The 26,783-nt window shown below is 47.7% G+C and carries 20 protein-coding genes; 19 read left to right on the plus strand and 1 reads right to left on the minus strand.

Features of this window, described 5'->3' with window-relative positions; translation table 11 throughout:
* Positions 1 to 70: 70 nt before the first annotated feature.
* The 12 genes from ligA to D0C16_RS02935 all read left to right on the plus strand — a co-directional run bounded on the left by ligA (position 71) and on the right by D0C16_RS02935 (position 19,289).
* Entirely contained in the window at positions 71 to 2,113 is a 2,043-nt protein-coding gene (ligA, locus tag D0C16_RS02880; protein ID WP_151030925.1) for an NAD-dependent DNA ligase LigA, read from the plus strand.
* A 2-nt stretch (positions 2,114 to 2,115) separates the two neighbouring features.
* Entirely contained in the window at positions 2,116 to 2,724 is a 609-nt protein-coding gene (locus tag D0C16_RS02885) for a hypothetical protein (RefSeq protein ID WP_151030926.1), read from the plus strand.
* Between the two features lie 15 nt (positions 2,725 to 2,739).
* Positions 2,740 to 3,165 carry a hypothetical protein gene (locus D0C16_RS02890; RefSeq protein WP_151030927.1) on the plus strand — a complete coding sequence of 142 codons (426 nt, stop codon included), beginning with the start codon at positions 2,740 to 2,742 and terminating at the stop codon, positions 3,163 to 3,165.
* 73 nt (positions 3,166 to 3,238) lie between these two features.
* The gene (gene hemB, locus D0C16_RS02895) at positions 3,239 to 4,222 is read left to right on the plus strand and encodes a porphobilinogen synthase (RefSeq protein WP_151030928.1); all 984 of its coding nucleotides are present in this window, start codon (positions 3,239 to 3,241) and stop codon (positions 4,220 to 4,222) included.
* A gap of 47 nt (positions 4,223 to 4,269) precedes the next feature.
* Positions 4,270 to 4,641 carry a DUF3012 domain-containing protein gene (locus D0C16_RS02900; protein ID WP_191968631.1) on the plus strand — a complete coding sequence of 124 codons (372 nt, stop codon included), beginning with the start codon at positions 4,270 to 4,272 and terminating at the stop codon, positions 4,639 to 4,641.
* 28 nt (positions 4,642 to 4,669) lie between these two features.
* Positions 4,670 to 6,172, plus strand: coding sequence for a Wadjet anti-phage system protein JetA family protein (locus tag D0C16_RS02905; protein WP_151030930.1), 1,503 nt, complete (start codon positions 4,670 to 4,672; stop codon positions 6,170 to 6,172).
* Positions 6,169 to 6,933: a DUF4194 domain-containing protein gene (locus tag D0C16_RS02910; protein ID WP_151030931.1), complete on the plus strand. Its 765-nt coding sequence runs from the start codon at positions 6,169 to 6,171 to the stop codon at positions 6,931 to 6,933. Before D0C16_RS02905 ends, D0C16_RS02910 begins: the two co-directional genes overlap by 4 nt.
* Positions 6,934 to 6,957: 24 nt before the next feature.
* Complete coding sequence (locus tag D0C16_RS02915; RefSeq protein ID WP_151030932.1) at positions 6,958 to 10,605, plus strand: ATP-binding protein; 3,648 nt, start codon at positions 6,958 to 6,960, stop codon at positions 10,603 to 10,605.
* A 106-nt stretch (positions 10,606 to 10,711) separates the two neighbouring features.
* A complete protein-coding gene (locus D0C16_RS02920) occupies positions 10,712 to 13,186 on the plus strand; it encodes an EAL domain-containing protein (RefSeq protein ID WP_151030933.1) in 2,475 nt (824 codons plus the stop codon).
* The gene (locus D0C16_RS02925; protein WP_151030934.1) at positions 13,183 to 17,628 is read left to right on the plus strand and encodes a CHASE domain-containing protein; all 4,446 of its coding nucleotides are present in this window, start codon (positions 13,183 to 13,185) and stop codon (positions 17,626 to 17,628) included. Before D0C16_RS02920 ends, D0C16_RS02925 begins: the two co-directional genes overlap by 4 nt.
* A complete protein-coding gene (locus D0C16_RS02930; protein ID WP_151030935.1) occupies positions 17,615 to 18,568 on the plus strand; it encodes a diguanylate cyclase in 954 nt (317 codons plus the stop codon). Before D0C16_RS02925 ends, D0C16_RS02930 begins: the two co-directional genes overlap by 14 nt.
* Positions 18,555 to 19,289, plus strand: coding sequence for a hypothetical protein (locus tag D0C16_RS02935; RefSeq protein ID WP_151030936.1), 735 nt, complete (start codon positions 18,555 to 18,557; stop codon positions 19,287 to 19,289). The genes D0C16_RS02930 and D0C16_RS02935 overlap by 14 nt, the downstream gene beginning before the upstream one ends.
* Before the next feature lie 21 nt (positions 19,290 to 19,310).
* Here D0C16_RS02935 and D0C16_RS02940 read toward each other — a convergent pair whose 3' ends face one another.
* The gene (locus D0C16_RS02940; RefSeq protein ID WP_151030937.1) at positions 19,311 to 19,970 is read right to left on the minus strand and encodes a response regulator; all 660 of its coding nucleotides are present in this window, start codon (positions 19,968 to 19,970) and stop codon (positions 19,311 to 19,313) included.
* Positions 19,971 to 20,104: 134 nt separating this feature from the next.
* Between D0C16_RS02940 and D0C16_RS02945 the strand changes: the two genes are divergently transcribed.
* The 7 genes from D0C16_RS02945 (at position 20,105) to D0C16_RS24665 (ending at position 26,717) form a co-directional block, all read left to right on the plus strand.
* Complete coding sequence (locus D0C16_RS02945) at positions 20,105 to 20,965, plus strand: ATP-binding protein (protein ID WP_151030938.1); 861 nt, start codon at positions 20,105 to 20,107, stop codon at positions 20,963 to 20,965.
* A gap of 128 nt (positions 20,966 to 21,093) precedes the next feature.
* Positions 21,094 to 23,292: a 5-histidylcysteine sulfoxide synthase gene (ovoA, locus tag D0C16_RS02950; protein WP_225318885.1), complete on the plus strand. Its 2,199-nt coding sequence runs from the start codon at positions 21,094 to 21,096 to the stop codon at positions 23,290 to 23,292.
* Positions 23,293 to 23,431: 139 nt separating this feature from the next.
* Positions 23,432 to 24,007 (plus strand): TetR/AcrR family transcriptional regulator, encoded by a 576-nt coding sequence (locus D0C16_RS02955; RefSeq protein ID WP_151030939.1) that lies wholly within the window; start codon positions 23,432 to 23,434, stop codon positions 24,005 to 24,007.
* A 25-nt stretch (positions 24,008 to 24,032) separates the two neighbouring features.
* Positions 24,033 to 24,317 (plus strand): YciI family protein, encoded by a 285-nt coding sequence (locus D0C16_RS02960; RefSeq protein WP_151030940.1) that lies wholly within the window; start codon positions 24,033 to 24,035, stop codon positions 24,315 to 24,317.
* Positions 24,318 to 24,395: 78 nt separating this feature from the next.
* Positions 24,396 to 24,683 carry a putative quinol monooxygenase gene (locus tag D0C16_RS02965; RefSeq protein ID WP_151030941.1) on the plus strand — a complete coding sequence of 96 codons (288 nt, stop codon included), beginning with the start codon at positions 24,396 to 24,398 and terminating at the stop codon, positions 24,681 to 24,683.
* A 6-nt stretch (positions 24,684 to 24,689) separates the two neighbouring features.
* A complete protein-coding gene (locus D0C16_RS02970) occupies positions 24,690 to 25,145 on the plus strand; it encodes a hypothetical protein (RefSeq protein WP_151030942.1) in 456 nt (151 codons plus the stop codon).
* Between the two features lie 264 nt (positions 25,146 to 25,409).
* Positions 25,410 to 26,717, plus strand: coding sequence for a PAS domain-containing methyl-accepting chemotaxis protein (locus D0C16_RS24665; RefSeq protein ID WP_304487106.1), 1,308 nt, complete (start codon positions 25,410 to 25,412; stop codon positions 26,715 to 26,717).
* The last annotated feature ends 66 nt before the right edge of the window (positions 26,718 to 26,783 follow it).

The raw sequence follows: 26,783 nt of genomic DNA on the forward strand, positions 1-26,783 counted from the left end.
TTAGAACAACACCGCAAGCTAAGGCATGAATCGCGCATCGCCCCAAGCCGAATCATCAGGTAATTAATTCATGTCTACCCTTTCGTTATTCGATAATCTTCCTCCTGAAATCGATGAGCTGCGCAAGCAGATTGGTTATCACAGCTATCGTTACTACGCGCTCGATAATCCTGAAATTACGGATGCGGAATATGACCGCTTGATGCGTCGCTTGCAGGAACTGGAAGCGCAATACCCTGAATCAATTACACCTGATTCCCCAACCCAACGCGTGGGCTCTGCTCCTCTAACTGCGTTTCAAACCGTTGTGCATGAAATGCCGATGTTATCTCTGGATAACGCCTTTAGTGATGAAGAGTTACTGGCATTTAACCAAAGGATTCTGGATCGTTTAAAAATCTCCGGTGATATCGAATATGCCTGTGAATTGAAGCTGGATGGTATTGCAGTGAGCCTGTTGTATCGCGATGGAGTTCTGGTGCGTGGAGCTACGCGTGGTGATGGAACTAATGGTGAAGATATTACGCAAAATGTGCGCACCATTAATTCCATTCCTCTTCGCTTGCAGGGAGAAGGTTATCCCACTCTGTTGGAAGTGCGCGGCGAAATTTATATGCCCAAGGCAGGTTTCAATGCGCTTAATGATAAAGCACGTGCCGCCGGTGAAAAGCTATTCGTAAACCCGCGTAATGCGGCCGCGGGTGCCTTGCGCCAGCTGGATTCAAAAGTTACCGCGAGCCGTCCTCTGGAAATGTGTGCCTACTCTGTGGGTTGGGTGGATGGCGGCAGTTTGCCGGATACGCATGCTGGGATACTTTCCGCACTAAAAACCTGGGGGTTTTTAACCAATCGTGAAACAGCTGTGGCGGCCAGTATTCAGCAGGCAATGGAATATTATCGTCGTATCGGTGAAAAGCGCGATTCGCTAGCCTATGACATTGATGGAATTGTTTTTAAAGTAAATTCGCGCAGTCTTCAGGATCAGCTTGGATTTATTTCGCGCGCGCCGCGCTGGGCCATTGCCTATAAATTTCCAGCACAAGAAGAATCCACCACTTTATTAGAAGTCGAATTTCAAGTGGGGAGAACCGGTGCAGTCACCCCGGTAGCGCGTTTGCAACCCGTATTTGTTGGTGGTGTTACCGTTTCTAACGCGACCTTGCACAATCGCGACGAGATTCAACGTCTTGGTTTAAAAGTTGGCGATACCGTTATTGTTCGCCGCGCCGGGGATGTTATTCCACAGATAGTGCAAGTGATTGAAGCCAAGCGCCCGGTAGATGCACGTGAAATTGTTTTCCCCGAGTTTTGTCCGGTTTGTAATTCTCCTGTTGAAACTGTTGCAGACGAAGCTGTGGCGCGTTGTTCGGGCGGTTTGGTTTGTGCCGCTCAGCGCAAAGAAGCCATTAAGCATTTTGCTGCACGTAAAGCCATGAATGTGGAGGGCTTGGGCGATAAGCTTGTTGAGCAGTTAGTGGATTTGGGGCTGGTAAATACTCTTGCTGATATTTACAGCCTATCACGCGAACAGCTGGCAGGGCTTGATCGCATGGGTGAAAAGTCGGCCGATAATATTTTGCTCGCGTTGGAAAACACCAAAAAAACCACCTTAGCAAAATTTATCTTTGCCCTGGGTATTCGTGAGGTTGGCGAAGCGACTGCGCGCAATTTTGCCAATTATTTTGGCAGCTTTGAGGCGCTGGCTGCTGCCGATGAAGAAAGCCTGCAAAAGGTACCCGATGTCGGGCCGGTGGTCGCGCATTTTGTTGCTGAATTTTTTTCACAAGAATCCAATCGCGAGGCGGTGGACAAATTACGCGCAGCGGGAATTTATTGGGACAATATTGAAGTAGCAAGCCCGGAAGCGCTTCCGCTAAATGGTTTGACCTATGTACTAACCGGAACGCTCGAGGCTTTATCGCGCGATGACGCAAAAGCTCATCTACTCGCGTTGGGCGCAAAAGTTGCTGGCAGCGTTTCAGCAAAAACGGATTACGTCGTCGCTGGACCCGGTGCAGGCTCCAAGCTGGCAAAAGCGGAAGAGCTGGGTCTGAAAGTTATGGATGAAGCGGCGCTGCTTGAACTCTTGCGTGAACATGGAAGGGCAGTGTAACAATGAGTTCATTGATTAAATTATTGCTGGTGACGGGTTTGTTGGGAATGGTGGGTTGTTCCACGTTACCGCCATCAAACCCCAACAACCTGTGCGATATTTTCGATGAGAAATCCTCTTGGTATAAAGATGCCAAAAAAGCAGAAAGGCGCTGGGGTTCACCGGTTCCCATCATGATGTCGATGATGTACCAGGAATCCATGTTCAAACACAATGCACGTACACCGCGCACAAAAATTTTGTGGATTTTTCCGGGGCCACGTAAGAGCGATGCTTTTGGTTATCCGCAAGCCAAAAACGCGGTATGGAATGAGTACCAGGATCAGGGTGGAAACAGTTTTGCACGGCGCGATAATTTTGGTGATGCGATAGATTTTATCGGTTGGTATAACAAACAGAGCCAAAAGCGCAGTCGTATTGGTTTGAATGATGGTTACAGTCTTTACCTCGCCTATCACGAAGGTCATGGTGGCTATAATCGCGGGACTTATCGGCAGAAAAATTGGTTGATGAATACTGCCCACAAAGTTGATAGCCGCGCGCAACAATACGCGAACCAATTGCAAAGTTGCGAAGAGCGCTTTAAGGGCAGTTGGTGGTGGCCTTTTTAAATTAGAGAAACAGCTATGGATCAAGAATCTATTGTTTATGGTTGTATCAAGGATTTAGCGCCGGTAAGCGGCGAGTCGGAACGGATTCGGGTGAATCGCGATGCAATGTTGTCATTGCCGCGCGCCGATGAGTGGCCGTTCTTAAGTCAGGAAATGTTTGCCATTCCGAGTGTGGAATCGGCGTTTTACAATTATCAAACCGAAGTGATGCACTTCGGGGCTTCCTACAAGGCAGTGGAATACGAGTGGGATCAATGGATTGCACAGTTTGAATCACTGCTCAGCAAAATGTATTGGGTTTCTGCCACAGTGCATTTGGAAACAGAATTGTCGGGTACGCACACCTTTACCTGGGAAGCTGAAAGTGGCTATCACAAGCCAGGCTCGGGTGATATGCGCGTACGCTGCGAGTGGAGTCATGAAGGCTCGCTCAGTATTTAATTTTTACTTGCGCTCTAATTCAGTTTTATTTGCGCGAAATTTAATAGGCACAAAATTTAATAGGCACAAGGCTATGCAAATTCCATTAACAACACCGGATTTTCGATTTCGCCGATTGCGGAAAACCGCTGCATTGCGTGAACTGGTGCGTGAAACTCACGTGCGTATGAGCGATTTTATCCTTCCTATTTTTGTGGAGGAAGGAATTACTGAGCCAGTGCCCATCAAGTCTATGCCTGATGTTTACCGCTACCCTGAAGCGCAGCTTGCTGAAATTGTTCAACGCGCCTGGAGTAAAGGTGTTCGCGCCGTGATTTTATTTGGTGTTTCTACCCATAAGGATCACGATGGTTCCGATACCTGGTGTGAGGATGGTTTGCTAGCACGCATGATCCGTACCGCAAAACAAGCGCAACCAGAAATGCTGGTCATTAGCGATAATTGTTTCTGTGAGTACACTACACACGGTCATTGCGGTGTGGTGCACGATCAAGATGTAGATAACGATAAAACCCTGGCCAATTTGCAAAAGCAGGTAGTACTGGCTGCTCAAGCTGGCGTAGATATGATTGCTCCATCCGGCATGATGGACGGGATGATCAGTGCTATTCGCGAAGCACTGGATACTGCGGGTTTTACCTATATTCCGGTGATGTCTTACTCAACGAAATTTGCGTCTGCGTTTTACGGTCCATTTAGAGACGCCGTTGATAGTAGTTTTAAAGGCACGCGTAACACCTACCAAATGGACCCCGCTAATGCTCGCGAAGCCTTGGCAGAATCGTTACAGGACGATGCAGAAGGTGCCGATATTCTAATGGTGAAGCCGGGCATCGCCTATCTGGATGTGCTTGCACACATTCGCGCTAATTCTGCGCGACCTTTGGCGGTTTATCACGTGAGTGGTGAGTACGCGATGATTAAAGCGGGTGCAGCGGCAGGTGTGATCGACGAAAAAGCGATAGTGTTGGAAACCATGACTGCATTCAAGCGTGCGGGTGCAGACTTAATTATTACCTACTATGCCGAAAAGCTTGCAGACTGGTTACCTGCATAGTTCTCAGTAACTATTCGCTTATCCGGTGTTTTCTGCGTGGAATGTGTATGTTGAATTTTTTTCGTGAGAATAAATTGTTGGCGGCGTTGTTTGTTGTCAGTTTTTTGGTGATTTTATTCGGCGTAGCATTGCTGATGTACTCCAAGCAACAAATGGCTCAACAAGCAAAAGAGCAAGCGCAGGTTCAATCCCTGAGTAAAATCGCCAACGACGCTCAGGCGCAGTTGATGCAAACTGTAGCTCACCCGGAAGTTCCGATTACAGATGTTGTTCCGGAGGATTCGGTAGCCAAGGTGGCTGCTATGAAAGATAAGAATCCGGAAGCCGGCACCGATGACTGGTGCGAAGTAATGATGGTTAAGCCCTCTAAAGAGTGGACAACCGAAGAGCAACAAACTTTTGCCAAAAACTGCATTTAACGCAGTCTTTTGGTTGTGATGTGTCCTGATGTTTTTTAGCGATTCCCGCCAGCACTTTTTCAATCCGCTCACCGGTAAATACCGCGAGCTGGTCGCCGAGTGCCTGCGCCTTTTGTACCAGCGTCTTTATACCGACTTGCGCGATTATGGTCACTCAATGAATCGCGAACAGCTCATCGATATCTTCAAAGAAGCCATAGCTCGAGCACCAATTTTGGATGCCGACACGGGCGACGTCGATGATAGCGAAGGGCGGTTTAAAACGCAGCGTGATCTTGCCGGTTTTATTATCACCAGGCTGATTGAAAGCGGTTGGTTGGAAAAGCAAGTAGATGAAACTACCTTGCAAAGTAGCTATGGTTTTAGTCGGATGGGACGATTGTTTACGCAGCCGTTTGCCGACAACCATTCCAATCAATTTCGCACCCGCAATCGCAACACCCGCAACACACGTAACAGCTTGCAAGCGTTTTATGAACAAGCTGAAATTAATGATTTACTGGATGCCTACGAATATTCCGAACGTATTATTAGTGATTTCACCGATGTTATTGCCGAATTGGAAGAGCGTAAACGCCAATTGGTACGCGAGGTGGAGTCGCGTCAGCTAATTCAGCAGGCCAGTGACGAATTTTTCGATTTTATGGAAACAGTATTCAAGCCGGATCTCGAAGTGCGCTTGTCGGCTGACAGTGTAGAAAAATACCGCGACCAGATTTCGGATCTCATCACAAAAATTCGCCGCAAACGTAAATTCGGGCAGGGTGACGAAGAAACGGCCGCGAAAGATTGGCGCGCGGTAATGGAGATTCGTTTACGCAAGGCATTGCCGCAGCGAGTTATTCCGGGCGTGTCGCTGTTAGAAACGCTGTTGGAAACCATCGATTCCCGCTTAAAGAATGCTTGTGAAATTATGTTGCCGGCACTGCGGCGTGCGTTGAATACATTTACACAACGCGCTGACATCATTATTCGTCAACTGAGTTACATCAATAGTCGCGGGCAAGATGATGTGATGGACGTGTATCGCTCGCTCGCCGAGTTGACCTCAGAAGAACAAGACCAGGTGTTTCTCTCACAGGGTGATAGTTTGGCGAGTTTGCAAATGGCTTATATCGACCCCGCCCAGATTCAGTTGCGCGCTCCGCGAACTATTCAAATCATTCGCTCGCAGGTGGATGAGGATAAAGCCCTGGATGCAGAAGCGCAGAAGAATCTGTTTATTCAGCAGGCGTTGGACAAAGCATTTATTTTGCAATCGAGCAATATTCGCGACTTCGTCCATAAAGCGCTGGTAGAGACGGGCAGTGTAAGCAGCCGTGATTTGAAAGCCGAAAATATGCAGGAGCTGTTGGGGCTTTCCCATGCCGTCGAAGTGGGTGCGGCTGCCAACCTGACGTCCCGGTACAAGTTCGTGGTGCATCAGCAGGATGAATGGTTACATGAATCTCCACGTGTGCGTAACGATCAATATTTTAGACAGCGCGATGAGTTTGTCATCAGCCTGATAGATGAAGGTGAAGCTTCATGAGTGAAGTATTAACGGCCGCTCTACAAGAGCAGTTGGACAAACATAATTTATCGCTCGATAACTGGCGAGAATTGATTCAGCGCTTACTCGATTACGGTGTGTTATGCCGCGATGATAGTCAGGTGGAAGCGGAGCTCTATGATCGCTTTGTGCGCATCGAGGCGTTGGTCAACGATTTTCTCAGCTTGATTGGTTTGCGTTTCCAGCACGATAGTAATTTTCGATTTGTCCGTGTATTGCCTCCAGGTGCTCGATTGCCGGGGATGGACGATGAAAGCGATGAGTCATTTAATGCGGGGCTACGCAATCGTTTGAATCAGCACGAAGTTGCTTTGATTCTGGTGTTGCGAGCGGAATATGACAAAGCCTTACGCGAAGGTGGTATTGATGAGCAAGGATGCGCGACCTTATCCCTCGAAGCCATCGCTATGGCGATGAAGAGTTTGTTGCGTCGCAGTTTGCCGGAAAATATCGGTGAACGCCGCGCGGCCTTTAAACGCCTGCGTCAATTGCGATTAGTACACTTTATGGCGGAAGCGGATATCGATTCGGGCGAGAGTTGGATCAAAATTCGTCCGCTCATTATCAATTTGGTTAATAACGAATGGTTGGCGCAAATCCGCAACCATTTGGCTGAAAACTTGTTGTTAGTGGATGAAGAGCAAGAACAAACTGCTGACGATGACGACGCTAAAGTCGAACGCAAAAAAGCAAGCCCGCATTTGAATCGTTCGCTGTTTGCGACCGATGCCGAAAATTAATTCTAGATTCGCTGAAACACTACTATGTACTTAAAACGTTTTATTTACGTCAATTGGGGCAACGTGCCCAATGCTGAATTTGAATTCGGGCCGATTAATTTATTTTCCGGTGGCAACGGTTCGGGCAAAACAACGGCAGCGGACGCGATTCAAACTATTATGACGGCGGCGCACGATAATCTGTTTCACTTTAACCCGGGGCAGGATGAATCCAGCCAGCGTGGGCGCGGCGGAAAATTAGTTCGTACCCTCGGTTCCTATGTGCTGGGGTGTGACGATGGTGCCTATTCGCGTCCGCAAGGCTGCGATGGATATTTGGGCGCGGTGTTTTACCCTACTCAGGGTGAGCATGGAGAGCCCTTCACGGCATTGATCGGAATGCGCGCGTTTTTAGAAACGACAGGCCAGGGCGCCAGCTTGCAAAAAGTTGCTCGCTTGGACGACAGCCAGTTTTTTATTTTGCCGCATGTTGAGTTGACCCTGGCAGATTTATTAAAGGAAGAGAAAACTCATAAGTACATAGTGCCTCTGGACAAACTTTACGCCAGCCTGCGCCGTCAATATGGTCAGGAAAATGTAGAGAAGTACGATAAGAAAAAATCTTACTTGTGCCGTTTTTACGGAATTTTGCGCGGCAAGGTGGATGCCGTGTCTGAACGCGAGGCGATGAACGCCGCACGCGCGTTTTCGCGCTTTATGGCCTACAAACCGATCAAAGGAATCGATGAATTTGTCGCTAACGAAATTCTTGAGTACCGCGATTTGGGAGAGGCTATTCGCAGCGTTTCCACCATGCTTAAACGAATTCATACCATGGAGGCGGATGCTCGTCAGTTGCGCCAGGGTATTGAGCGTATGGCCCATGGCCGGGAGCAAGCGGACAAATTTATTAGCAACTGGTTGGAGCAGCAAGTGCTGCTTTATTCAGTTGCTCGCCGTCGCTATTCGGACTCACAGCAACATTATCTGGAAGCCAAGCACAAACAGCAGTTGTTGCGTGAAACATCAGCCAGCAATCAACAGGCTCTGGCGGCCTGTGAGGCTCAGCGTGAAGAAATTAACCAATTGATTCTTGCGGCGACCGCGCGTCGGCTGGGTGTTCCGGCACTGCGCGACAAAGATCAATTAGAACAAGAAAAACAAACTCAGGAAAAATTAATGCAGGCGCAAGTGCCGGAGCTGCGCAAGCAACACCAGCAATTGCAAACTAATATGGAAGCGGCACAGCAGTTGCAGCAAGCGCTCAAACAAACTTCGATCAGTGTGGATTTGCCTGCATTCAAAGAAGCTAGTCTTGGCAATTTAATCAAAGCTATTTGTACTGATTCCCCAGTGCAGGACATTCATCAGTTGCTCAATCGCGACTGGATTCAAGCGCATCCATTGGATGGGCAGCTAGCGGCGAGTTTGGATCTGCAAAAAAATCACAACGCTTTTTATGCAAGCCTGTTTGAAGCAGCGGCGGGGCGCGTGCATCTGCGTGATCAATTGGCACAAGAGCGCGATAAACGCAAAGGCCAGGCGGAGCGCCTGCAAAAAAGTATTGATAATAAGCGGCGCGAAATTCAAACGCTGGAAACCAAACAGGTCAGTTACCCGGCATTTGTGCGCGCTGCGTTGGACGCGATTAATAGCCAATGCCCGAAGGCGGACGCACGTGTGCTCTGTGATTATGTGGAAGTACGGGATCGCGAATGGCAAGCAGCCATTGAAGGTTATATAGGCGCTGCACGGTTTGGCATTATTGTAGAGCCTGAGTACGAGGCGGATGCTATCTCTATAGTGCGTAACATGAGCGGGCAGGGCAATCGCGCCCGGGTTATTCAAGGTGATAAAGCAGGAAAGGATTTGGAGAAGCTGAATGAAACGGCGTCCAACTCTATTATCCAAATTATGAGCTTTGCCCACGCCACTGCCGAGGCTTACATCAAAGCAAGTTATGGCAATGTTCAGCGCGTGGAAAATGCAAAGGAATTAAAAAACACACGCCGTGGTATTACTAAAGATGCGATGGGTTCTGGTAACTATGCCATGTTCCGTTGTGATATGCCTGAATCGGAATTGGTGTTTGGTCAGGGCGCGCGTGAACGTGCACTGGATGCGAAACGGAATGAATTCCATGATTTGGTAGCAGAATGGCAGGCATCTGGCCAACAAGCAGAAGAAGTGCAGGAATTGTTACTGGCCATTGATAAATTAAAACCGCTCGCCTATGCCGAATCCCTGCAGGCGATGCTCAATGCGCAAACGCGTATTCAGGCAATTGAAGCCAAGCTGCAGCAATTGGATTTAAGTGATACCAAAGCACTGGAAGCAGAACTCGCTGACCTGAACCAGCGGTTGCAAGCGCAAAACACGCAGTATGCAAAATTAAATAATACCCAGGTGGATTGCCGTGCGGAATTAAAACTGGCGGATAACCAGTGCCATAAGCTGGATACCGAGCAAGATAAAAATCTGGCGATTGCAGATAACTGTGAAACCAATGTACAAGCCATTACAGCACTCTGGCCTGAATTCGATGCGGACGCGCGCTTGCAGGGGGCGGATGAATCGCTCACGCAATTTAGCGCCCAATATTTTGATACCCAGCTTGCGGGCGTGAGCGCAGAATTAAAAACTATTCTGCATCGCTTACAGCAAGCCGCCATGATGCACAACCAATTCTGTTCCAGCAGCGATTCCATTTTATTCGATGTGGATTACAACGATGATCTGGGTAGCCAAAACTTCCGTGCAATTTGTGAGATTCGTCGCCAGTTTGATGCGCTTTATAATCGTGATAAAAACCATATCCTCGCGCAGCGTCACAAAGAAATTGAATCCCTGCGGGAGAGTTTCAATAACGCATTTGTGAGTAACCTCTGCCACTCCATCTTCCAGGCAATTAATGATGGCAAGAAAATCCTTGAGGATTTAAACAAGGAATTGGAGCATCACCGCTTTGGTGCTGATCGCGAACGTTTCCGTTTTGATTGGGATTGGGTTCCGGAATTCAAAGAGTATTGGCAGTTCTTCAAAGCGGTAATGGATAGCCCAACTGCCGGCGGCGACGAAAATGAAACGCTCTTTACTATGAAGTTGGATGATAAACATCAAAAAGTGCGCGAGCGCTTGATGACCATGTTGCTGGATGAAGATGAACAAAAAGCATTGCGTGAATTAAGCCGCATTGCCGATTATCGCAACTATCGCCGCTATGAAATTTACAAAGAGCCGGAAGGCAAAGCACCGATTGCGCTGAGTCAGTACGGTACCGGCTCTGGAGGTCAGCTGGAAACGCCGGCGTATATTATTCGCAGCGCTGCAATTACGTCGGCATTCCGCTTTAATGAAGGCAACAGCCATTTGCGCATGGTATTGGTGGATGAGGCTTTCTCTAAAATGGACGAACACCGCTCGCGCGAGGTGATTAACTACTTAACGGAAAGCCTCGGCTTGCAGCTGTTATTTATTATGCCGAGCAGTAAATCCGGCCCCTTTATGGATTTAATTTCGAACCAGTTTGTATTCAGTAAATGCCCAACCGCTGAACCAATGGGTGAACTTAAAACCCGTGTAATGTTGGATAGACAAGTGTGCGACCAGGAAAAAATCATCAAACTGATGGCCAACCACCGCAAAGCTATTCGCCAGCAAGCTGCGTTGGATTTTATGGCCGAAGTAGAGTAATGCCAACGCTAAATAACCGGGCCGTCAGCGCCCGGCGCTAACTGGAAAACAAGCGGCGCAATGCTAGGCTGTATAGATGTTGTAAATCTAGCCTGGGATTGCGTCGATGTTCGCCAGTGGACCTACCGAACCCGTCATCCTGATTGCGGATGATATACCGAGCAATATTCACCTGATCAATGAGGCGGTAAAGGGCCTTGGCAAGTGCGTGTTTGCGACTGATGGACGATCCGCGCTCCAGGCTGCCTACACCCATCACCCAACCCTGATTCTGCTCGATGTTGAGATGCCTAACCTGGATGGTTACGACGTTTGCCGCTTGTTAAAAGCGGACGCTCAGCTTCAGGAAACACCGATCATATTTATTACCAGCCATGCAGAGCCAGCCTATGAGTTGCGTGCGCTGCAACTGGGTGCCGTTGATTTTATTCCCAAGCCCATAGTTCCTGAAATTGCGCGGGCGAGGGCAAAAACCCAATTATTACTCCAGCAGCAACGTATCGCATTGGGCGAAATCACGCGCGATTTAAACTTGCTGGTCTCTTCCTTGCCGGTGTTTGTCTCATATTGGAATGAGGGATTGGTTAATTGCTTTAGTAACGATGTGAACGGCCAATGGTTCGGATTGGCGCCTGATTCTATGCGTGGCCAACCACTAGTGAGTGTCGTAGGGCAATCGGTCGCTAAACTTATCCAACACCAACTAAGCGCCTACTCCCTTGGTGATATTCCTCCCTTCGATATCAGCTTTGTTACCCAACGCCGTCCACTCTGTGCCCAGGTTTCGCTGGTAAGGCGCCTTGGTAGCGCGGGTGAACTCGGTTATTTGATGCTACTGACAGATATCACCGAACGTAAACGCGCGGAACAGTCTTTGGCCGAAGAAAAAGAGCGCATCCGCATTATGTTGAATTCCATTGGCGATGCCGTCATCGCGACGGATAGTAATGGCTTCGTCACCTTTATGAACCCCATTGCGGAGGACCTCACCGATTGTATGGCCAAAGATGGCATTGGACGGCCGATTGAAAATGTCATGAAGCTGCACGATGGTATGACGGGAAGTCGCTTGCAAAACCCGGTGCGGATTGCGCTGGAAGATAAGCGCGTAGTCGGAATGGCTTTGAACTCGCGCTTGCAGAGCGCCGGGCAATCCATAGAAGTAGAAGATTCTGCAGCGCCGATTTTGGATCAGCAGGGTGAGCTTACCGGGGCAATTATTGTTTTCCATGATGTGAGTGAAGCCCGTGCCATGGCGTTGAAAATGACACATCTTGCGCATCATGACCCTTTAACTAATCTCCCCAACAGAATGTTGTTACAGGATCGCGCACACCAATCCTTTCAATTGGCGCGTCGGGAAAATCAGCGCGTTGCGATGATTCTTTTGGATATCGATAAATTTAAAGAAATCAACGACGCCTATGGTCACAGTATTGGCGATACGCTCATAAAACAGGTCGCCAATCAGCTACAAAAAGAACTGCGGGGCGGTGATACGCTTTGCCGCCAAGGGGGCGATGAATTTGTGGTGTTGGTCCCCAAGTTTGAGACCTCCGAACAGGTTGGAACCCTGACACAGCGGTTGTTGGCCTCGTTCCAGCGCAAGTGGTTGGTGGGGGATAGGGAATTCGTATTTACCGCAAGTGCAGGCGTGAGCGTGTTCCCGGATGATGCTGATGATGTGGAGCAACTTTACCGCCACGCCGACGCCGCTATGTATTCCGCGAAACAAGCCGGCGGTAATCGATTCCATTTTTACAGCGCCGATATTGAGGCAAAGCAGTCCTTGCGGCGCATGCTCGAGCATGACCTGGCGTCTGACTTGGGCGACCCCTTCGTTTTATTGTTTCAACCAAAAATCCAAGCCAGTACGGGCGCCATTGTGGGTGCCGAGGCACTGGTCAGATGGCGACAAGCGAATGGCGAGCTTCTTGGGCCCCAAGTATTTATCCCTTTGGCTGAAGAGACCGGTTTGATTATTCCCTTGGGGAAAATAATTTTTCAAAAGGCGTGTGAGCAAGCGGCGGTGTGGGCTGCCATGGGCAAGCCCATTCGGATGGCAATCAACGTGTCTGCAATTCAAGTGGAAGATCCCGGTTTTATCAATCTGGTGGGTGAGTTGCTAGCCACCACGCAAGTCGACCCACAGCAAATTGAGGTAGAGATTACCGAATCCGTCTTTGCGCGCGATGTGGACAAGGCTTCGTATTTAATGCGCGAGCTAAAAACCATGGGCATAAAAATCGCGCTCGACGATTTTGGTACTGGTTATTCCAGCCTTTCTTACATTAAAAACTACCCGCTCGACGTATTAAAGATCGACCAAAGTTTTGTGCGCAACATGCTGGAAGACCCGATAGACCAATCTATTATTAAAACAATTATTCAATTGGCTAATGATTTGGCATTGCGTGTTGTGGCGGAAGGCGTAGAAACGTTGGAGCACGCCAACAAATTGATGGCAATGGGCTGTGACATTATGCAAGGGTTTTACTATGCGAGACCTTTGCCCGTTGCGGAAGTGACGGAATGTCTACGTGGAAACAAGACTCTGCCGCTAATTAAAGAGCGATTATGAAGTACACAAAATATAATAAACCAGTCATTGCCGGCTTGCTTTTTCTGCTACTCGGATTGAGCTTGTCATTGGGCGCCGCGCGGATTTACACCCTCAATAACCAACAAGAAGTGCGTGACCATGTTGACGAGGAAGTAGAAAAGCTTGTCGATAAAATTTCAATGCGCATGTATTCCTACCAGTATGGGTTACGTGGTGCCCGCGCATTTATATTGAGTAGTGGGGATTCGCTTGATCGTGAGTTATTTCGCCACTACGCCGACTCACGTGATTTAACCAAAGAGTTCCCTGGTGCGCGCGGGTTTGGTTTTATTCGGCGGGTATTATCAGAGCAGGAGCCAGGGTTCCTCGCTCATGCGCGACTCGACGGAAAGCCCAATTTTGCCATTCGCCAACTTAGCCCCCACCTTGACGAACGTTACGTTATTGAATACATCGAGCCAATGTTGAATAACGAACAAGCGATCGGGCTCGATATCGCGTCTGAAGTTAATCGCCGCACCGCTGCGCAAAAAGCAGTTAATAGTGGTGAAGTGCAAATAACTGCGCCTATTACTTTGGTACAAGTCACGGGGCAGCCGCTTCAATCATTTCTTATGTTATTGCCAGTTTATAAAACCTGGAGTACACCAGTGGTAAGTACCGAGCGCTGGCAAGCGGCGATTGGTTGGGCCTGTGCCCCGCTGGTTACCGAGGACGTTATTAGCACGCTCGGCGTTAATCGCGAGTTTTTTAACCTTCGCCTGACTGACGTAGGTGATTTTGAAAAAAAAGTTGTGTTTCACCAGAGTGAAGGGTTTAACGCTGAACAGGCTGTTATTGGCTCCAAAGTGTTTACGGTGTTTGGGCGAGATTGGCAGGTTGAGTTAGAACCACGAACCCTGTACATCAGTTCATTGCGTCAAACCAACCCTTGGGGGGTATTTGGCGTAGGTGTAATCATCAGTTTTATTCTCGCGTTGCTAATTTTTGTTACGGCAGTCGTGTTGCGTAACAAAAGTGAACTGGTAAAACATCAGGCAAACCTAGCGGCGATAGTTGCGAGTACGAATGACGCAATAGTAGGAATGGATTTGCAGGGTGTTGTTACAGCCTGGAACCTTGGCGCCGCAACAATGTTTGGATTCAGTGCTGAAGAAATACTCGGCAAACGGGTAGTGGATTTACTTATTCCGGAAGGGCTTAAGGCAGAAGAGATTACCATTCTGAATTACGCAAAAAATGGGCTTCCTGTGCAGAATATGGTGAGCAAACGGCAGAAAAAAAATGGCGAAGTTTTTGATGCGTTAATTAATGTATCGCCTGTTTTCAACGTGCGCGGTGCGGTAGTTGCCGTTTCCAAAACCTTAAGAGATATTTCCGACATTAAGGCGGCTGAACGGAAAATGCTGGAGTTAAACGTTACTCTGGAAACGCGAGTGCAAGAACGTACCGCCGAGTTATCCAAAGCTTTGCGCGAAAATACCGCGATACTGGGAACAATTAACGCCCAGTATTTATTTTCCGTTACCGATTCGGCGGGAAAAATTCTTGAAGTCAATGATAACTTTTGCGCGGCGAGCGGCTTTACTCGTGAACAATTGGTGGGTAGCAACCATCGCATTATTAATTCCAAGGTCCATGAGCGCCAGTTTTGGGTTGACATGTGGCAGCAAGTGATGGGCGGTAAACCCTGGCATGCCGAAGTCTGCAATCGTACCAGTGGCGGTGAATTTCGGTGGTTTGACAGCGTAATCGCGCCGATTCTGGATGCGAATGGCAAGGTTGAACGTATCATTGCATTGCGCACCGACATCACCACGCGTAAATCAATTGAGGCAGATTTGTCGGCTGCCCGTGATCAGCTTTCTATTGCGGCAGATGTAGCCAAGTTGGGCGTGTGGACTTGGGATGTTGCAACTAACCAATTGCATTGGAATGACCGCATGTATTCCATGTATCAGCAGCCCTTGTATTTAAAGAATCATGGCTTGGAATATAAACACTGGCGGGAGCGGCTGCATCCGGATGACGTCGCCAACGCTGAGCAAAAGCTACAAGATGCAGTAGCGGGTGTTGGTGCATTTGATCCGGTGTTTCGCATTATTACACCCGATCAGGAAGTGCATTACATTCTAGCCGGCGCACAAATTGAGCGCGATAGATTCGGAAATGCTAAACGCGTAACCGGTATAAATTTGGATATTACCGATCAAACGTTATTAGAAGCCGAGTTGCGCCACGCGAAAGAAATGTCGGAAGCGGCGAGCGAAGCCAAATCGCAATTCCTCGCGAATATGAGTCACGAAATACGCACGCCCATGAATGCCGTCTTGGGGATGCTGACCCTGGTTAAGCAAACCAATTTAAATATTCAGCAACAGGATTACATCGGTAAAGCAGACACGGCTGCTCGTTCATTACTTGGGATCTTAAATGACATCCTCGATTTTTCTAAAATCGCAGCGAATAAATTGGTGTTGGACCCGATTGAATTTGAACTGGAAGTTATGTTGCGTGAATTGGCTGTAGTGCTGGCGGGCAATCACGGCGAAAAACCGGTAGAAATTGTATTTGATATTGATCCTAAATTGCCGCGTTCAGTGGTGGCAGACAAACTTCGCTTACAGCAAATTTTAATTAATCTTGCGGGCAATGCGTTGAAGTTTACACACCAGGGCCATGTAGCCGTAAGGTTGCGTCAACAGGCCATTAGCGAAACCCATGTGAAAATCATGGTAGAGATTGAGGATACCGGAATCGGCATTGCCCCCGAGCAGCACCAACGGATATTCGAAGGCTTTGTTCAAGCGGAGGCTTCTACCTCACGCCGATTTGGTGGGTCGGGATTAGGGTTGGTAATTTCCAAACGCCTGTTGGAATTAATGGGTGCGGATCTACATCTTCACAGTCAACCTGGCCTTGGAACTACATTTTCCTTCGCGCTTGATTTACTCATTGGTGCTCACTCCATAGCTTCACAAACCATCCCTGAGGCATCGCTTACCCAATTGCGGGTGTTAATCGTTGATGACAATCCGCTAATGAAAGATGTGCTGGGTATTGGTATGCAGGATGCCGGCTGCGAAGTAGTTACCGCCAGCTCGGGTACTGAGGCACTAGAGAAAGTCGCGCAGGCCGATGCGGAAGGGCGCCCGTACGACGTTATCCTCATGGATTGGAATATGCCGGAAATGAATGGTCTGGAGGCCAGCCGGTTGATTCGGGCGAGCGAAAATCATGAAGCTAAACCACTTATTATTATGGTCACTGCATTTGAACGCGAATTGCTTATGCAGACCGCGAAGTTGGAACGCCGGCCGTTTAACGAACTATTGGTAAAACCGGTAACTACCAAGCAAGTTAGTGAAGTGATTGCAAAATTAGGTACACCACAAACAGTACCTACAGCGGCTGATTCTAAAATTCTTAATCATGACCTGGATGGCTTTAATATTTTGGTGGTGGAAGACAACGAGCTGAATCGTCAGGTAGCGCGTGAGCTGTTAACAATTGTTGGCGCGCGCGTCGTAGAGGCCGAGGGCGGTTTAATCGGGGTCGAAAAAGTCATTAAATCCGGCGAACACTTCGACATCGTATTAATGGATTTACAAATGCCCGACATTGACGGCTTTGAAGCCACTCGCCGAATTCGCAGCGATGGGCGCTTTGCGCGCTTACCTATTTTAGCAATGACGGCCAATGCGAGTGCGAATGACAGGGAAGCCTGCCTGCAGGCCGGAATGGATGAACATATCGGCAAACCGTTTGATATGAATAAGCTGGTTCCGCTGATTCTGAAATTGTGCGGCGAAGGAAATTACGTTGCGTCGGTTGATAGCGTACCGGTCGGCACAATCGATACCGCCCCCCTGGACACCTACCCCTTAATTGAACCGCTGGAGTCGATTCTTTCCCGCTTTGGCAATAATGCGGAACTCGCGTTACGCATGTGTAGCCGTTTTGAGTCGGAAACAAAAAGCTTATTCGATAAGTTAGTGAGTTCGGTTGGTCAACAGGATTCCGTTGCAGCAATCGTAGCTACCCACTCTTTAAAAGGTGTTGGCGGTACCTTGGGTGCAATACGTTTGTCAAAACTGGCAGGAAGGCTAGAACAACAGTTGCGTTCAGGAGATTTGCCGTCCGACGAGGAAATTCGTGCGGTTTACACGCTAATTCATACTAGTCTTGCTGCATACAACGAGCTCGACTTTCAACTGCCATCAACCCCAAGTACACCGACCTTGAGTCGCGAACAGCTCTTGTTGCTCACGGCGCAGTTACAAGGTTATTTGCGTGAGGACAACATGAATGCAGTTGATTTGTGTCACCAGGTAGCCGCTGCACTGGGTGGTGACCCCTTGGCACAGTTGCTAAACGAACAAGCATCGGAGCTCAATTTTGGAGCTGCCATAATTACCCTGGAAACCTTGGTGGAAAAAATTATCCATGCCGCAGCCTAATGAGTGGGGCAAATTACCTCACGCAAAACCGCGCTTATTGGTGGTAGACGATCAGCCGATAAATATTCGGTTGATTCACGAACTATTTAGCCAGGAGTTTGATGTGTTCATGGCAACCAGTGGCCAACAGGCATTAGAAAAATGCAAATCGCTAATGCCGGATTTGGTGCTACTGGATATTGTCATGCCCGGTATGGATGGTTACCAAGTTTGTGCCGCGCTAAAGGCCGATCCTGCGCTGAGTGATATTCCGGTCATTTTTATTACCGGAAATTCAAACGAAGAAGATGAAGTTAAGGGGCTGGAATTGGGTGCGGTAGATTTTATCCATAAACCCATAAATCCTGTCATCACGCGTGCACGCGTTAACACCCAATTGAAATTAAAACGGCAATCGGATTTGTTACGTCAGGTTGCATTAATCGATGGGTTAACCGGCTTGGCGAATCGGCGTCGCTATGAGCAGGAGTTGCTAACTGCCTGGTTGCAATGTGCGCGTGATAATCAGCCAATCAGTGTAGTGATATGCGATATCGATAATTTCAAACTCTACAACGATACCTACGGCCATGTGGCCGGTGATGCTTGTTTGCGCGAAGTGGCGCAATGCATGGCTAACAGCGTTCAACGCCCTTATGATTTAGTAGCACGGTATGGCGGTGAAGAATTTATTGCGGTTCTCCCCAGAACCTGGAATGAAGGTGCACAGCAGGTAGCGACCAATTTTTTCGCGATGCTGCAACTTTCTGCATTAAAACACGAAAAAAATGTGACTGGCCTGGTTACCGTGAGTGCAGGAGTCGCTACAGTAGTTCCCTTGCCAAATAGTTCACCGGAAAAATTAATCGCAATCGCCGATGAAGCCTTATACGTTGCCAAAAAATCAGGTCGCAACCGTTTTCATTGTATAGCAATGGACTCCAGCCATGTCTCTGAATAGTCTTGCCCGCTTCGGCGTGATTTTGGTGAGTGGCCTGGGTGTAATGCAGGCAAACGCAGTGACGCAAAATACCAAGGGGGGCTTTGTTGATCTTAATGTTTACCCTTACTTATCTGATGTAGAGGCAGACTCGGTGGCAACGATTAATATCGCCGCCAACTTGGAAAACAGATTTTCCTATTTCAGTTTAACCAATTTCATTAATCAGCCAGCAACGGACGAATTGCAAGACACAACTGGCTACTACACTGAGCAAAATATCCGCTGGCAAATTGCCGACCAGTCACCGCTGGATTTAACCGCGCAATTTAATTTTCGTACCGGGCAAGATAATGACCGTCATCGTTTGGGTTTTCGTTGGCGAATGGCGGATACGGAATGGTTGAAAGAATATTTTGCCGCGGTACATCTTAGTTGGTCGATGAATTTTCACCTTTACCAATGGGATTCAGAGCCCGGACACGTTTGGCAAATCGAGCATTCCTTTCGCATGACTTTTCCTTATGTAAGTGATCGGCTTTACTTGGCCGGGTTTATCGATCATACGTTTAATCAGGATTTGCCGGATTCTTATCCTGCAAGTCCGGTAGTTTGGGAAACCCAGTTGGGTTATGAAGTGTTTGAAAATTTTTTTGCGATCGCAGAGTACAGAGTGAATCAATACAATCGCCAGGATGTAAATAATGTGGCGGTTGGAGTGGAGTATTTAATGAAATGGTAGCAATCCTATTCCCGGGGTTGCTTACTGTCGGTTAGTGACCAAGGGAAAGAACCGCGCAATTTTTTTAACCAGTTTTTCCTGTTCGATGGGTTTAACCACGTAATCGTCTACACCGTCTTCAATCGCTGCGCGAATTAATTTGGCTTCGGTGACGGCAGTCACCAACATGAACACAGTGCCCAGGTAACGTTCGGCGGCACGCATGGCGTTATGTACTTCAATGCCGGATTTCTCTGGCATATTCCAATCACACAACACCAGGTCGTAGGGTGGGTTGGCGTCATACATCAAGCTGACACCTTTCATTCCGTCATTGGCAAAATCGACCAGGAATATTCCAACCGAATGGAGATAGGCGCTAACGAGTTCGCAGATTAGCTGGTCATCATCCACGATCAAGGCTCTTATTTGCCCGGGTGCGAGTTCCAATCGGCGATGAATCGCGGCCTGACGAAGCGGAGAAACAGATTTTTCGGAGATGTAGTGATTAACGGGTGCTTTTTCAGCACTAGCCGGGCGCAATTGCGCCGTAATTTTTTGTAAAGCGGATTCTATGGTTTGCAGGGTTTGTTCCATTTGTGTTTTTGCGCTGCCTTCGGCATTTGCAATGTTTTTGGTTATCCAGTCACGTTTTTGTGTGAGTGTTTGTCCGATAACCTGTAATTCCAATTTGGTAAACATAATCGGCCTTAACTTGTGCGTAAATGAAACTTCTTTCAATATAGACCAGTCTCGTTTTATGGCTAGTAACCTTTTATCAGGGTGAGCGTCATTCTTTAATAACCGAAGGGCTTTAATAACAGAAGGGCTTTTGTGTGGCAGATTTTGATCAGTTTATAACCCGGCTCGAACAGCTAGTTACTCGCGTAGAAACGCTATTACCTCCGGCGAGGGCGGCGGTTGATTGGTCGGCCACCGCATTTCGCTGGCGAGTAGGGGCCAGCGGAGCGGGTTTCTTGCAGGCTGTTAAGCATCCGCATTATGTGGATTTGGATGCGTTGAAAAATATCGAAACGCAAAAAGACTCAATAGTTCGCAATACGCGTCAGTTTGTGACCGGGCGACAGGCGAATAACGTACTGCTAACCGGCGCGCGGGGTACGGGTAAATCCACCCTGGTAAAAGCTGCCTGGACAGCATTTGCCAACGAGGGTTTAAAAATCATCGAAGTGGATAAAACGGATTTGTTGCATCTGGCCGATATTGTGGATCTGGTTGGTGAGCGTCCGGAAAAATTCATCATCTTTTGCGACGATTTATCGTTTGAAGAAGGTGAGATCAGCTATAAAGCCCTGAAATCGGTGTTGGATGGATCTATTTCTGCGCCCACTGCGAATATGTTGTTCTATGCAACGAGTAATCGGCGCCATCTGTTGCCGCAAAAGATGCGTGATAATCTGGATGTTGTTAGTTACGAGGATGGCGAGGTGCGCCCTAACGACAGTATTGAGGAGAAGGTTTCATTATCAGAGCGTTTTGGGCTTTGGTTGAGCTTTTATCCCTTCAGTCAGGATGATTATTTAGCGGCGGCGCATCACTGGGTGACAGAACTTGGCGGAGCCTGGGGGGATAATGCCCGGGATGCCGCACTCCTGTGGCATAGAACACGCGGTGCACGCAGTGGCCGGGTCGCTTGGCAATTTGCTAAAGACTACGTAGGTCGCCACCAGAATTAATCGTTTTTAAGGTTATGTTCTGTAACTTTTTGGCTGTTGCTGCATCTCTTTTACACTTAAACCTTGTCGTTTGCGGGGCACTTATACCCCCCATGTCACCTAACATATAGGACACATCAGGAGTTTTAATGATGCATTCAGGACAATCCGTTTTGCGCAAATCGGTTGATGAATCCCACTCCGTTGCGGTGGAGGCAGCGCCAACGAGTCCATTGTTGTCTCGCACAACCTTGTTTACCAGAACGCCCAATTTACGTGATAACGATGAAGCCGGGATGCGGCGTGTGCTGCGTGAGTATTTCCTGGATACCTTCAACACGTACGAATCCTTGTTTGAATGCTTGGCCAATGACCAGGCGTTTTACACCAAGTCGATCAGGTTGCGTCATCCGCTCATTTTTTATTACGGTCACACCGCTACATTTTTCGTTAACAAATTATTGCTCACCCGCATGATTAGCGAGCGTTTGAATCATCGTTTTGAATCTATGTTTGCGGTGGGTGTGGATGAAATGAGTTGGGATGATCTCAACGATGCCCACTACCAATGGCCAACACCCACGGAAGTAAAAAGTTATCGCGATCAAGTGCGCTCACTGGTGCTGAATTTAATTGACAATGCGCCGCTGCAATTACCGGTTGATTGGAATAATCCCTGGTGGGCGATCATCATGGGGATTGAGCATGAGCGTATCCACCTTGAAACTTCATCGGTGTTAATTCGTCAGCACAAATTGGAATTCGTAAAAAGCTCGCCGAATTGGCAGCCCAATCGCGTTACTGGCATGCCGCCGCAAAATGAACTGGTTAAGGTGAGTGCAGGGCAGGTGCGTTTGGTAAAAGAAAAAAGCGATCAGTTTTACGGCTGGGACAACGAATACGGAATACATGAAGCAGATATTCCCGAATTTGAAGCGGCAAAATTTTTAGTGAGTAACCAGGAATTTTTGCAATTTGTGGAAGCGGGTGGTTATCGCAATACTCACAATTGGGAAGAAGAGGGCAAAGGCTGGTTGGGTTTTACGCGCGCGCAGCATCCCACCTTTTGGGTGAAGAAAACCAACGGTTGGTATCTACGTTTGATGACCGAAGAGGTGCCCATGCCTTGGGATTGGCCGGTGGAAGTAAATTATCACGAGGCCAAAGCGTTTTGTAATTGGAAAAAATCCGAAACAGGTATGGCGGTGCGTTTACCCACGGAAGATGAGTGGTATCGCCTATATGACACTGCAGGACTAACCCAAGTAACCGAAAATATTGCCAACGCCAATGTGCAGCTAGATCATGGTGCATCGTCATGCCCGGTAAATTATTTTGCCCATGGTGAGTTTTATGATGTGGTAGGTAACGTGTGGCAATGGACAGAAACACCTATCTATCCGTTCGACGGTTTTGAAGTTCACGCGATTTACGATGATTTCACTACACCCACATTCGACGAGCGCCATAATTTAATTAAAGGTGGCTCGTGGATTTCTTGCGGTAATGAAAGTTTGCGCTCATCGCGCTATGCATTCCGCCGCCATTTTTTCCAACATGCGGGTTTCCGTTATGTTGTTTCCGGAGAGATAAAGCCTGTGCCCAGTTCCCATTACGAAACCGATAAATTAGTGTCCGAATACGCTGAATTTCACTACGGTGACGAATATTTTGGTGTACCCAACTTTTCCAAAGCCTTGGTAGATTTGGCAGTGACCGCATTAGTGGATAAACCCAAACGCAAAGCACTGGATTTGGGTTGCGCCACCGGTCGCGCCACCTTTGAATTAGCAAAATATTTTAACCATGTTACTGGCGTGGATTTTTCTGCACGTTTTATAAATGTGGGTGTTCAGTTGGCCAGCGGTGAAACCTTACGTTACACCCTTGCCGATGAAGGCGAACTGGTTTCTTATAAATCCCGCTCACTTGCCGAATTAGGTCTGGCGGAAACCAAGGACAATGTGGAATTCTCCCAAGGGGACGCCTGCAACCTAAAAACCATTTTCACCGGTTACGATTTTATTCTCGCTGCCAACTTGATAGATCGCCTTTACAATCCCGCGAAATTTCTGAGTGCTATTCATGAACGCCTGAATATCGGCGGCATACTCATGCTCACATCGCCATACACCTGGCTGGCAGAACACACACCACGTGAAGATTGGGTAGGCGGCTTTAAAAAAGATGGAGAAAGCTTTACCACACTCGACGGGTTAAAAGCGCACCTCGGTAAACATTTCCGGTTAATTAAAGGCCCGGAAGAAGTCCCGTTTGTAATCCGTGAAACTAAACGCAAGTTTCAGCATACGCTTTCTGAGGTTACGGTTTGGGAGCGGATTCAATAAATCCGTTGTTCCGTTAGGTTGCTGCTAATGTAGGGTTAGTTTGGGTTCGTTCCTCACCACCAAGCTACAAAAACGCCGCTTGACGAAAATAGGACAGGTGACCTATATTGATTAGGTCAACTGTCCTATTTTTATTTCTATGCCTGATCTATCCACTCGCAATCTAATTATCAGCAAAGCCGATGAGCTGTTTTATCAGCAGGGTTTTGAGTTTACGTCGTTTGCGCATATTGCTGAGGCGGTAGGGATTTCGCGCGGGAATTTTTATCATCATTTTAAAAGTAAAGACGAAATTTTGAGTGCGGTTATTGAGCGGCGCAGGGAGGGCACCCAAAAGCTGCTGGAGACTTGGGGGCAGCAAGCGCCAACACCAGAGGCGCGGATTCGTTTATTTATTCAGATTCTTATTATGAATCAGGCCAAAATCCAGCAGTATGGCTGTCCGGTGGGAAGTTTATGTTCTGAACTTGCCAAATTGGGACATGGCTTACACGCTAACGCATTGGAGTTATTTGGTTTATTTCGTACATGGCTGGCATCACAGTTTGTTGAGCTCGGGTTGGTAAAAAAGGCCGATGAATTCGCTATGCATGTATTGGCTGCAAGCCAAGGTATTGCATTGATGGCCAGCAATTTTCACGATCTAGATTTTGTGCGGCGCGAAGTAAAAGGTCTGGAAACTTGGTTAGAGCGGGTGGTTTCCGACGTTCGTTAAGTTTTTTCATACGGAAGGATTTTCTATGTTTATCGTATTACTCAGCTTTGCGGAAAATAAACACTTGGCCAGTGAGTTTATGGCGGGCCATAAACGCTGGATCCAACAGGGAATGGATGACAACGTATTTTTGCTTGTCGGCAGTAAACAACCCATTCCCGGTGGTTGCATTATTGCTCATGGTTTATCGGCTGATGAGCTGGAAATTCGGATAGCAAAAGATCCTTTTGTTGAGCAGAAAATTGTTTCGGCGGAAATAATTCAGGTTACGCCCAATCAATTAGATGAACGTCTTGCCTTTCTTCAATAGACAGCTCTTACTGACATCCTTTGGCTTCGATTGGATTTACCATACTGGAAAATTTATCTAACAATTTAAGGAAAACCTATGCCTATCACTCGCATCAACCATTTCGAGGCAAAACCCGGCGCTGAGCAGGCGCTGTGTGAATTTTTGCAGTCGGTTATTGCGACCATCGAAAATTGTTCCGGCTGCCTCGGGTGTCAGTTGTTGCTTAGTCTGGATAACTCGGCAAATATTGCAATTGTTGAGCAGTGGGTGGATGTGGAGTCTCATCAACGGGCGGCAGGTGCGATTCCGCCTGAGCAGTTAAAGGCGGCGTTTGAGTTCTTTGCCAAACCACCGTCGGGTAGTTATTACACTAGCGTGAATTGATGCGTTATGAGTTATGACCAGCTGGATGCAATTGCCGATTCCTACATTCCTTTGCTATTTGTTTTATTTTTGGCTGGGCTTGGAAGGGATGTTTATCTGCTTTGGCCCAATTATCGCGCTTCCTTAATTTCCCTTTTTTATGTAATCGGCTTATTGGTAACTGCCTACGGTTTAATGTTTATTGATAATACAGTGCGCCTTTGGCCATCGTTTGGGTTGGATTACAGTACCCATGCCGCGGTATCACTAGCAATGGTGCTGGGGTTGGCGAGGGTGTTTCCTGCACGGTGGTCGCTGCTGGCGGTTTCGTTTGTTGGGTATTTAGCGTTAATGCTTTATCAACAATACCACTCTTTATTGGATGTGCTGACCACCTCGGTAGTTATTGGTGCTTGCGCCGCGCTGTTATCAAAAGCGTTGGATTTTATCGAGAAGCCAACACGTCACAGTGCTCAGGACTGATAGCCACTTTCATTTTGGTTAACCTGGTTGTTCGGATAACCGCGTGCGTGCCGTTATTTTGATACGCATTAGCAGCCTAATCCACCTATTTGGTCCTACGAATTCCGTTTTTATTTTATCTAATTCTAAAAGCCTTCGTCGGGCCCCCAGGTTCTATTTTCTCATCTGGGTTTCGCTAGATTAACCGGATTTGTCGGCCTACACTTTTTAGTTAAATGCGAGGGGTAATCCCGGGAAAATTGGGTGTAGGAATAGGAGAGCATCGTGAATCTGTTTTTTTTAAAGAAAGCGGCTGATGATAAAGAAAACGCTAGAATGGCGAAAATGGAACTAGAGGCTTTGCATCAGGATATGGCAGCCATAAAGGACAACACGGCCTATATCAGTTTTGATCCTTATGGAAACATAAAGGAAGTTAACGATTTGTTTTTGGCGACCGTTGGCTATTCGCGTACAGAGGTCATTGGTAAGCACCACCGGGTATTTTGCAGCAGCGCGATTGTTAACACCCGAGAGTATGAAAATTTCTGGCGCGATCTTGCTCAAGGAAAAGCATTTTCAGGGACTTTTGAGCGGGTCAAAAAAAGCGGCGAAACCGTATTTCTATCGGCAAACTACTTTCCGGTTAAGGATGCTAGTGGCAGGGTTGTACAAATTATCAAAATCGCGTCCTATGTTACTGAATCGCAACTGGCGCTCAAGGCAACATCTGCCGTACTTCAGGCGTTAGATAAGTCCCTGGCGGTGATTGAGTTCACGCCCGAGGGCGACATCATAACGGCAAATGAAAATTTTCAAAAAACAATGGGCTATTCCCTAAACGCTATGGTTGGTAAACATCACCGGATTTTTTGCGATGTGGAATTTTATCGAGACAACCCGGATTTTTGGCAAAGACTGAGCAAAGGGCAGCACTTCGCTGGTAAGTTCAAGCGCAAAGGTTCTGCGGGAGAAATTATTTGGCTGGAGGCAACCTACAATCCTATTTTTGATCTGAATGGCAAGGTGGTAAAAGTCATTAAATTTGCGTCGGATATTACCGAGCGCGTTGACACCGCAATGAGAGCGATAGACTTGGCGGCAGCGACTTCAGAACAGACTTCCCAGATTACGTCGAATGCGGTGGGTGTCCTCAATGATGCAATCGAAACCTCTCACCACATTGCAGGGCAAGTAAAAGAAGCGTCGATTATTGGTGGTCAGCTGAGTATTCAATCCAAGAGTATTAATGAAATAGTGACGACTATTCGCTCCATCGCAGATCAGACCAATTTGTTGGCGTTAAATGCAGCCATAGAAGCAGCAAGGGCCGGTGATTCCGGGCGTGGTTTTTCCGTAGTGGCAGATGAGGTGCGCAAACTCGCTGCCGATACTTCTCAAGCGACCTCTGAAATATCCAAGGTTGTGCAAAACAACACGACGTTGATTAGCGAAATAGATGCCAAGCTAAATACGATCACGGGCATTGCCCTGCACGGAGAAGATAGTATTAGCGAAGTGGCTGCTGGATTAGCTGATGTACGCAACGGTGTTAATCAATTTGTGGAAATGGTTGAAACCATGCGGCCCTGATTTGGATACTCGCTTGTTTCTCCCCAATATTTATTGCATGTCCTGCCTAACAATCCTATAGGGATT

The organism is Cellvibrio sp. KY-GH-1 (assembly GCF_008806975.1).
GTDB lineage: Bacteria > Pseudomonadota > Gammaproteobacteria > Pseudomonadales > Cellvibrionaceae > Cellvibrio.

Excerpts from the sequence above, each read along its gene's own strand:
- ovoA (WP_225318885.1), top strand. The coding sequence starts at position 21,094 with ATGATGCATTCAGGACAATCCGTTTTGCGCAAATCGGTTGATGAATCC.
- D0C16_RS02910 (WP_151030931.1), top strand. The coding sequence starts at position 6,169 with ATGAGTGAAGTATTAACGGCCGCTCTACAAGAGCAGTTGGACAAACAT.
- D0C16_RS02960 (WP_151030940.1), top strand. The coding sequence starts at position 24,033 with ATGTTTATCGTATTACTCAGCTTTGCGGAAAATAAACACTTGGCCAGT.
- D0C16_RS02930 (WP_151030935.1), top strand. The coding sequence starts at position 17,615 with ATGCCGCAGCCTAATGAGTGGGGCAAATTACCTCACGCAAAACCGCGC.
- D0C16_RS02970 (WP_151030942.1), top strand. The coding sequence starts at position 24,690 with ATGAGTTATGACCAGCTGGATGCAATTGCCGATTCCTACATTCCTTTG.
- ligA (WP_151030925.1), top strand. The coding sequence starts at position 71 with ATGTCTACCCTTTCGTTATTCGATAATCTTCCTCCTGAAATCGATGAG.
- hemB (WP_151030928.1), top strand. The coding sequence starts at position 3,239 with ATGCAAATTCCATTAACAACACCGGATTTTCGATTTCGCCGATTGCGG.
- D0C16_RS02935 (WP_151030936.1), top strand. The coding sequence starts at position 18,555 with ATGTCTCTGAATAGTCTTGCCCGCTTCGGCGTGATTTTGGTGAGTGGC.
- D0C16_RS02920 (WP_151030933.1), top strand. The coding sequence starts at position 10,712 with ATGTTCGCCAGTGGACCTACCGAACCCGTCATCCTGATTGCGGATGAT.
- D0C16_RS02905 (WP_151030930.1), top strand. The coding sequence starts at position 4,670 with ATGTTTTTTAGCGATTCCCGCCAGCACTTTTTCAATCCGCTCACCGGT.
- D0C16_RS02965 (WP_151030941.1), top strand. The coding sequence starts at position 24,396 with ATGCCTATCACTCGCATCAACCATTTCGAGGCAAAACCCGGCGCTGAG.
- D0C16_RS02925 (WP_151030934.1), top strand. The coding sequence starts at position 13,183 with ATGAAGTACACAAAATATAATAAACCAGTCATTGCCGGCTTGCTTTTT.
- D0C16_RS02915 (WP_151030932.1), top strand. The coding sequence starts at position 6,958 with ATGTACTTAAAACGTTTTATTTACGTCAATTGGGGCAACGTGCCCAAT.
- D0C16_RS02900 (WP_191968631.1), top strand. The coding sequence starts at position 4,270 with ATGTTGAATTTTTTTCGTGAGAATAAATTGTTGGCGGCGTTGTTTGTT.
- D0C16_RS02890 (WP_151030927.1), top strand. The coding sequence starts at position 2,740 with ATGGATCAAGAATCTATTGTTTATGGTTGTATCAAGGATTTAGCGCCG.
- D0C16_RS02955 (WP_151030939.1), top strand. The coding sequence starts at position 23,432 with ATGCCTGATCTATCCACTCGCAATCTAATTATCAGCAAAGCCGATGAG.
- D0C16_RS02885 (WP_151030926.1), top strand. The coding sequence starts at position 2,116 with ATGAGTTCATTGATTAAATTATTGCTGGTGACGGGTTTGTTGGGAATG.
- D0C16_RS02940 (WP_151030937.1), bottom strand. The coding sequence starts at position 19,970 with ATGTTTACCAAATTGGAATTACAGGTTATCGGACAAACACTCACACAA.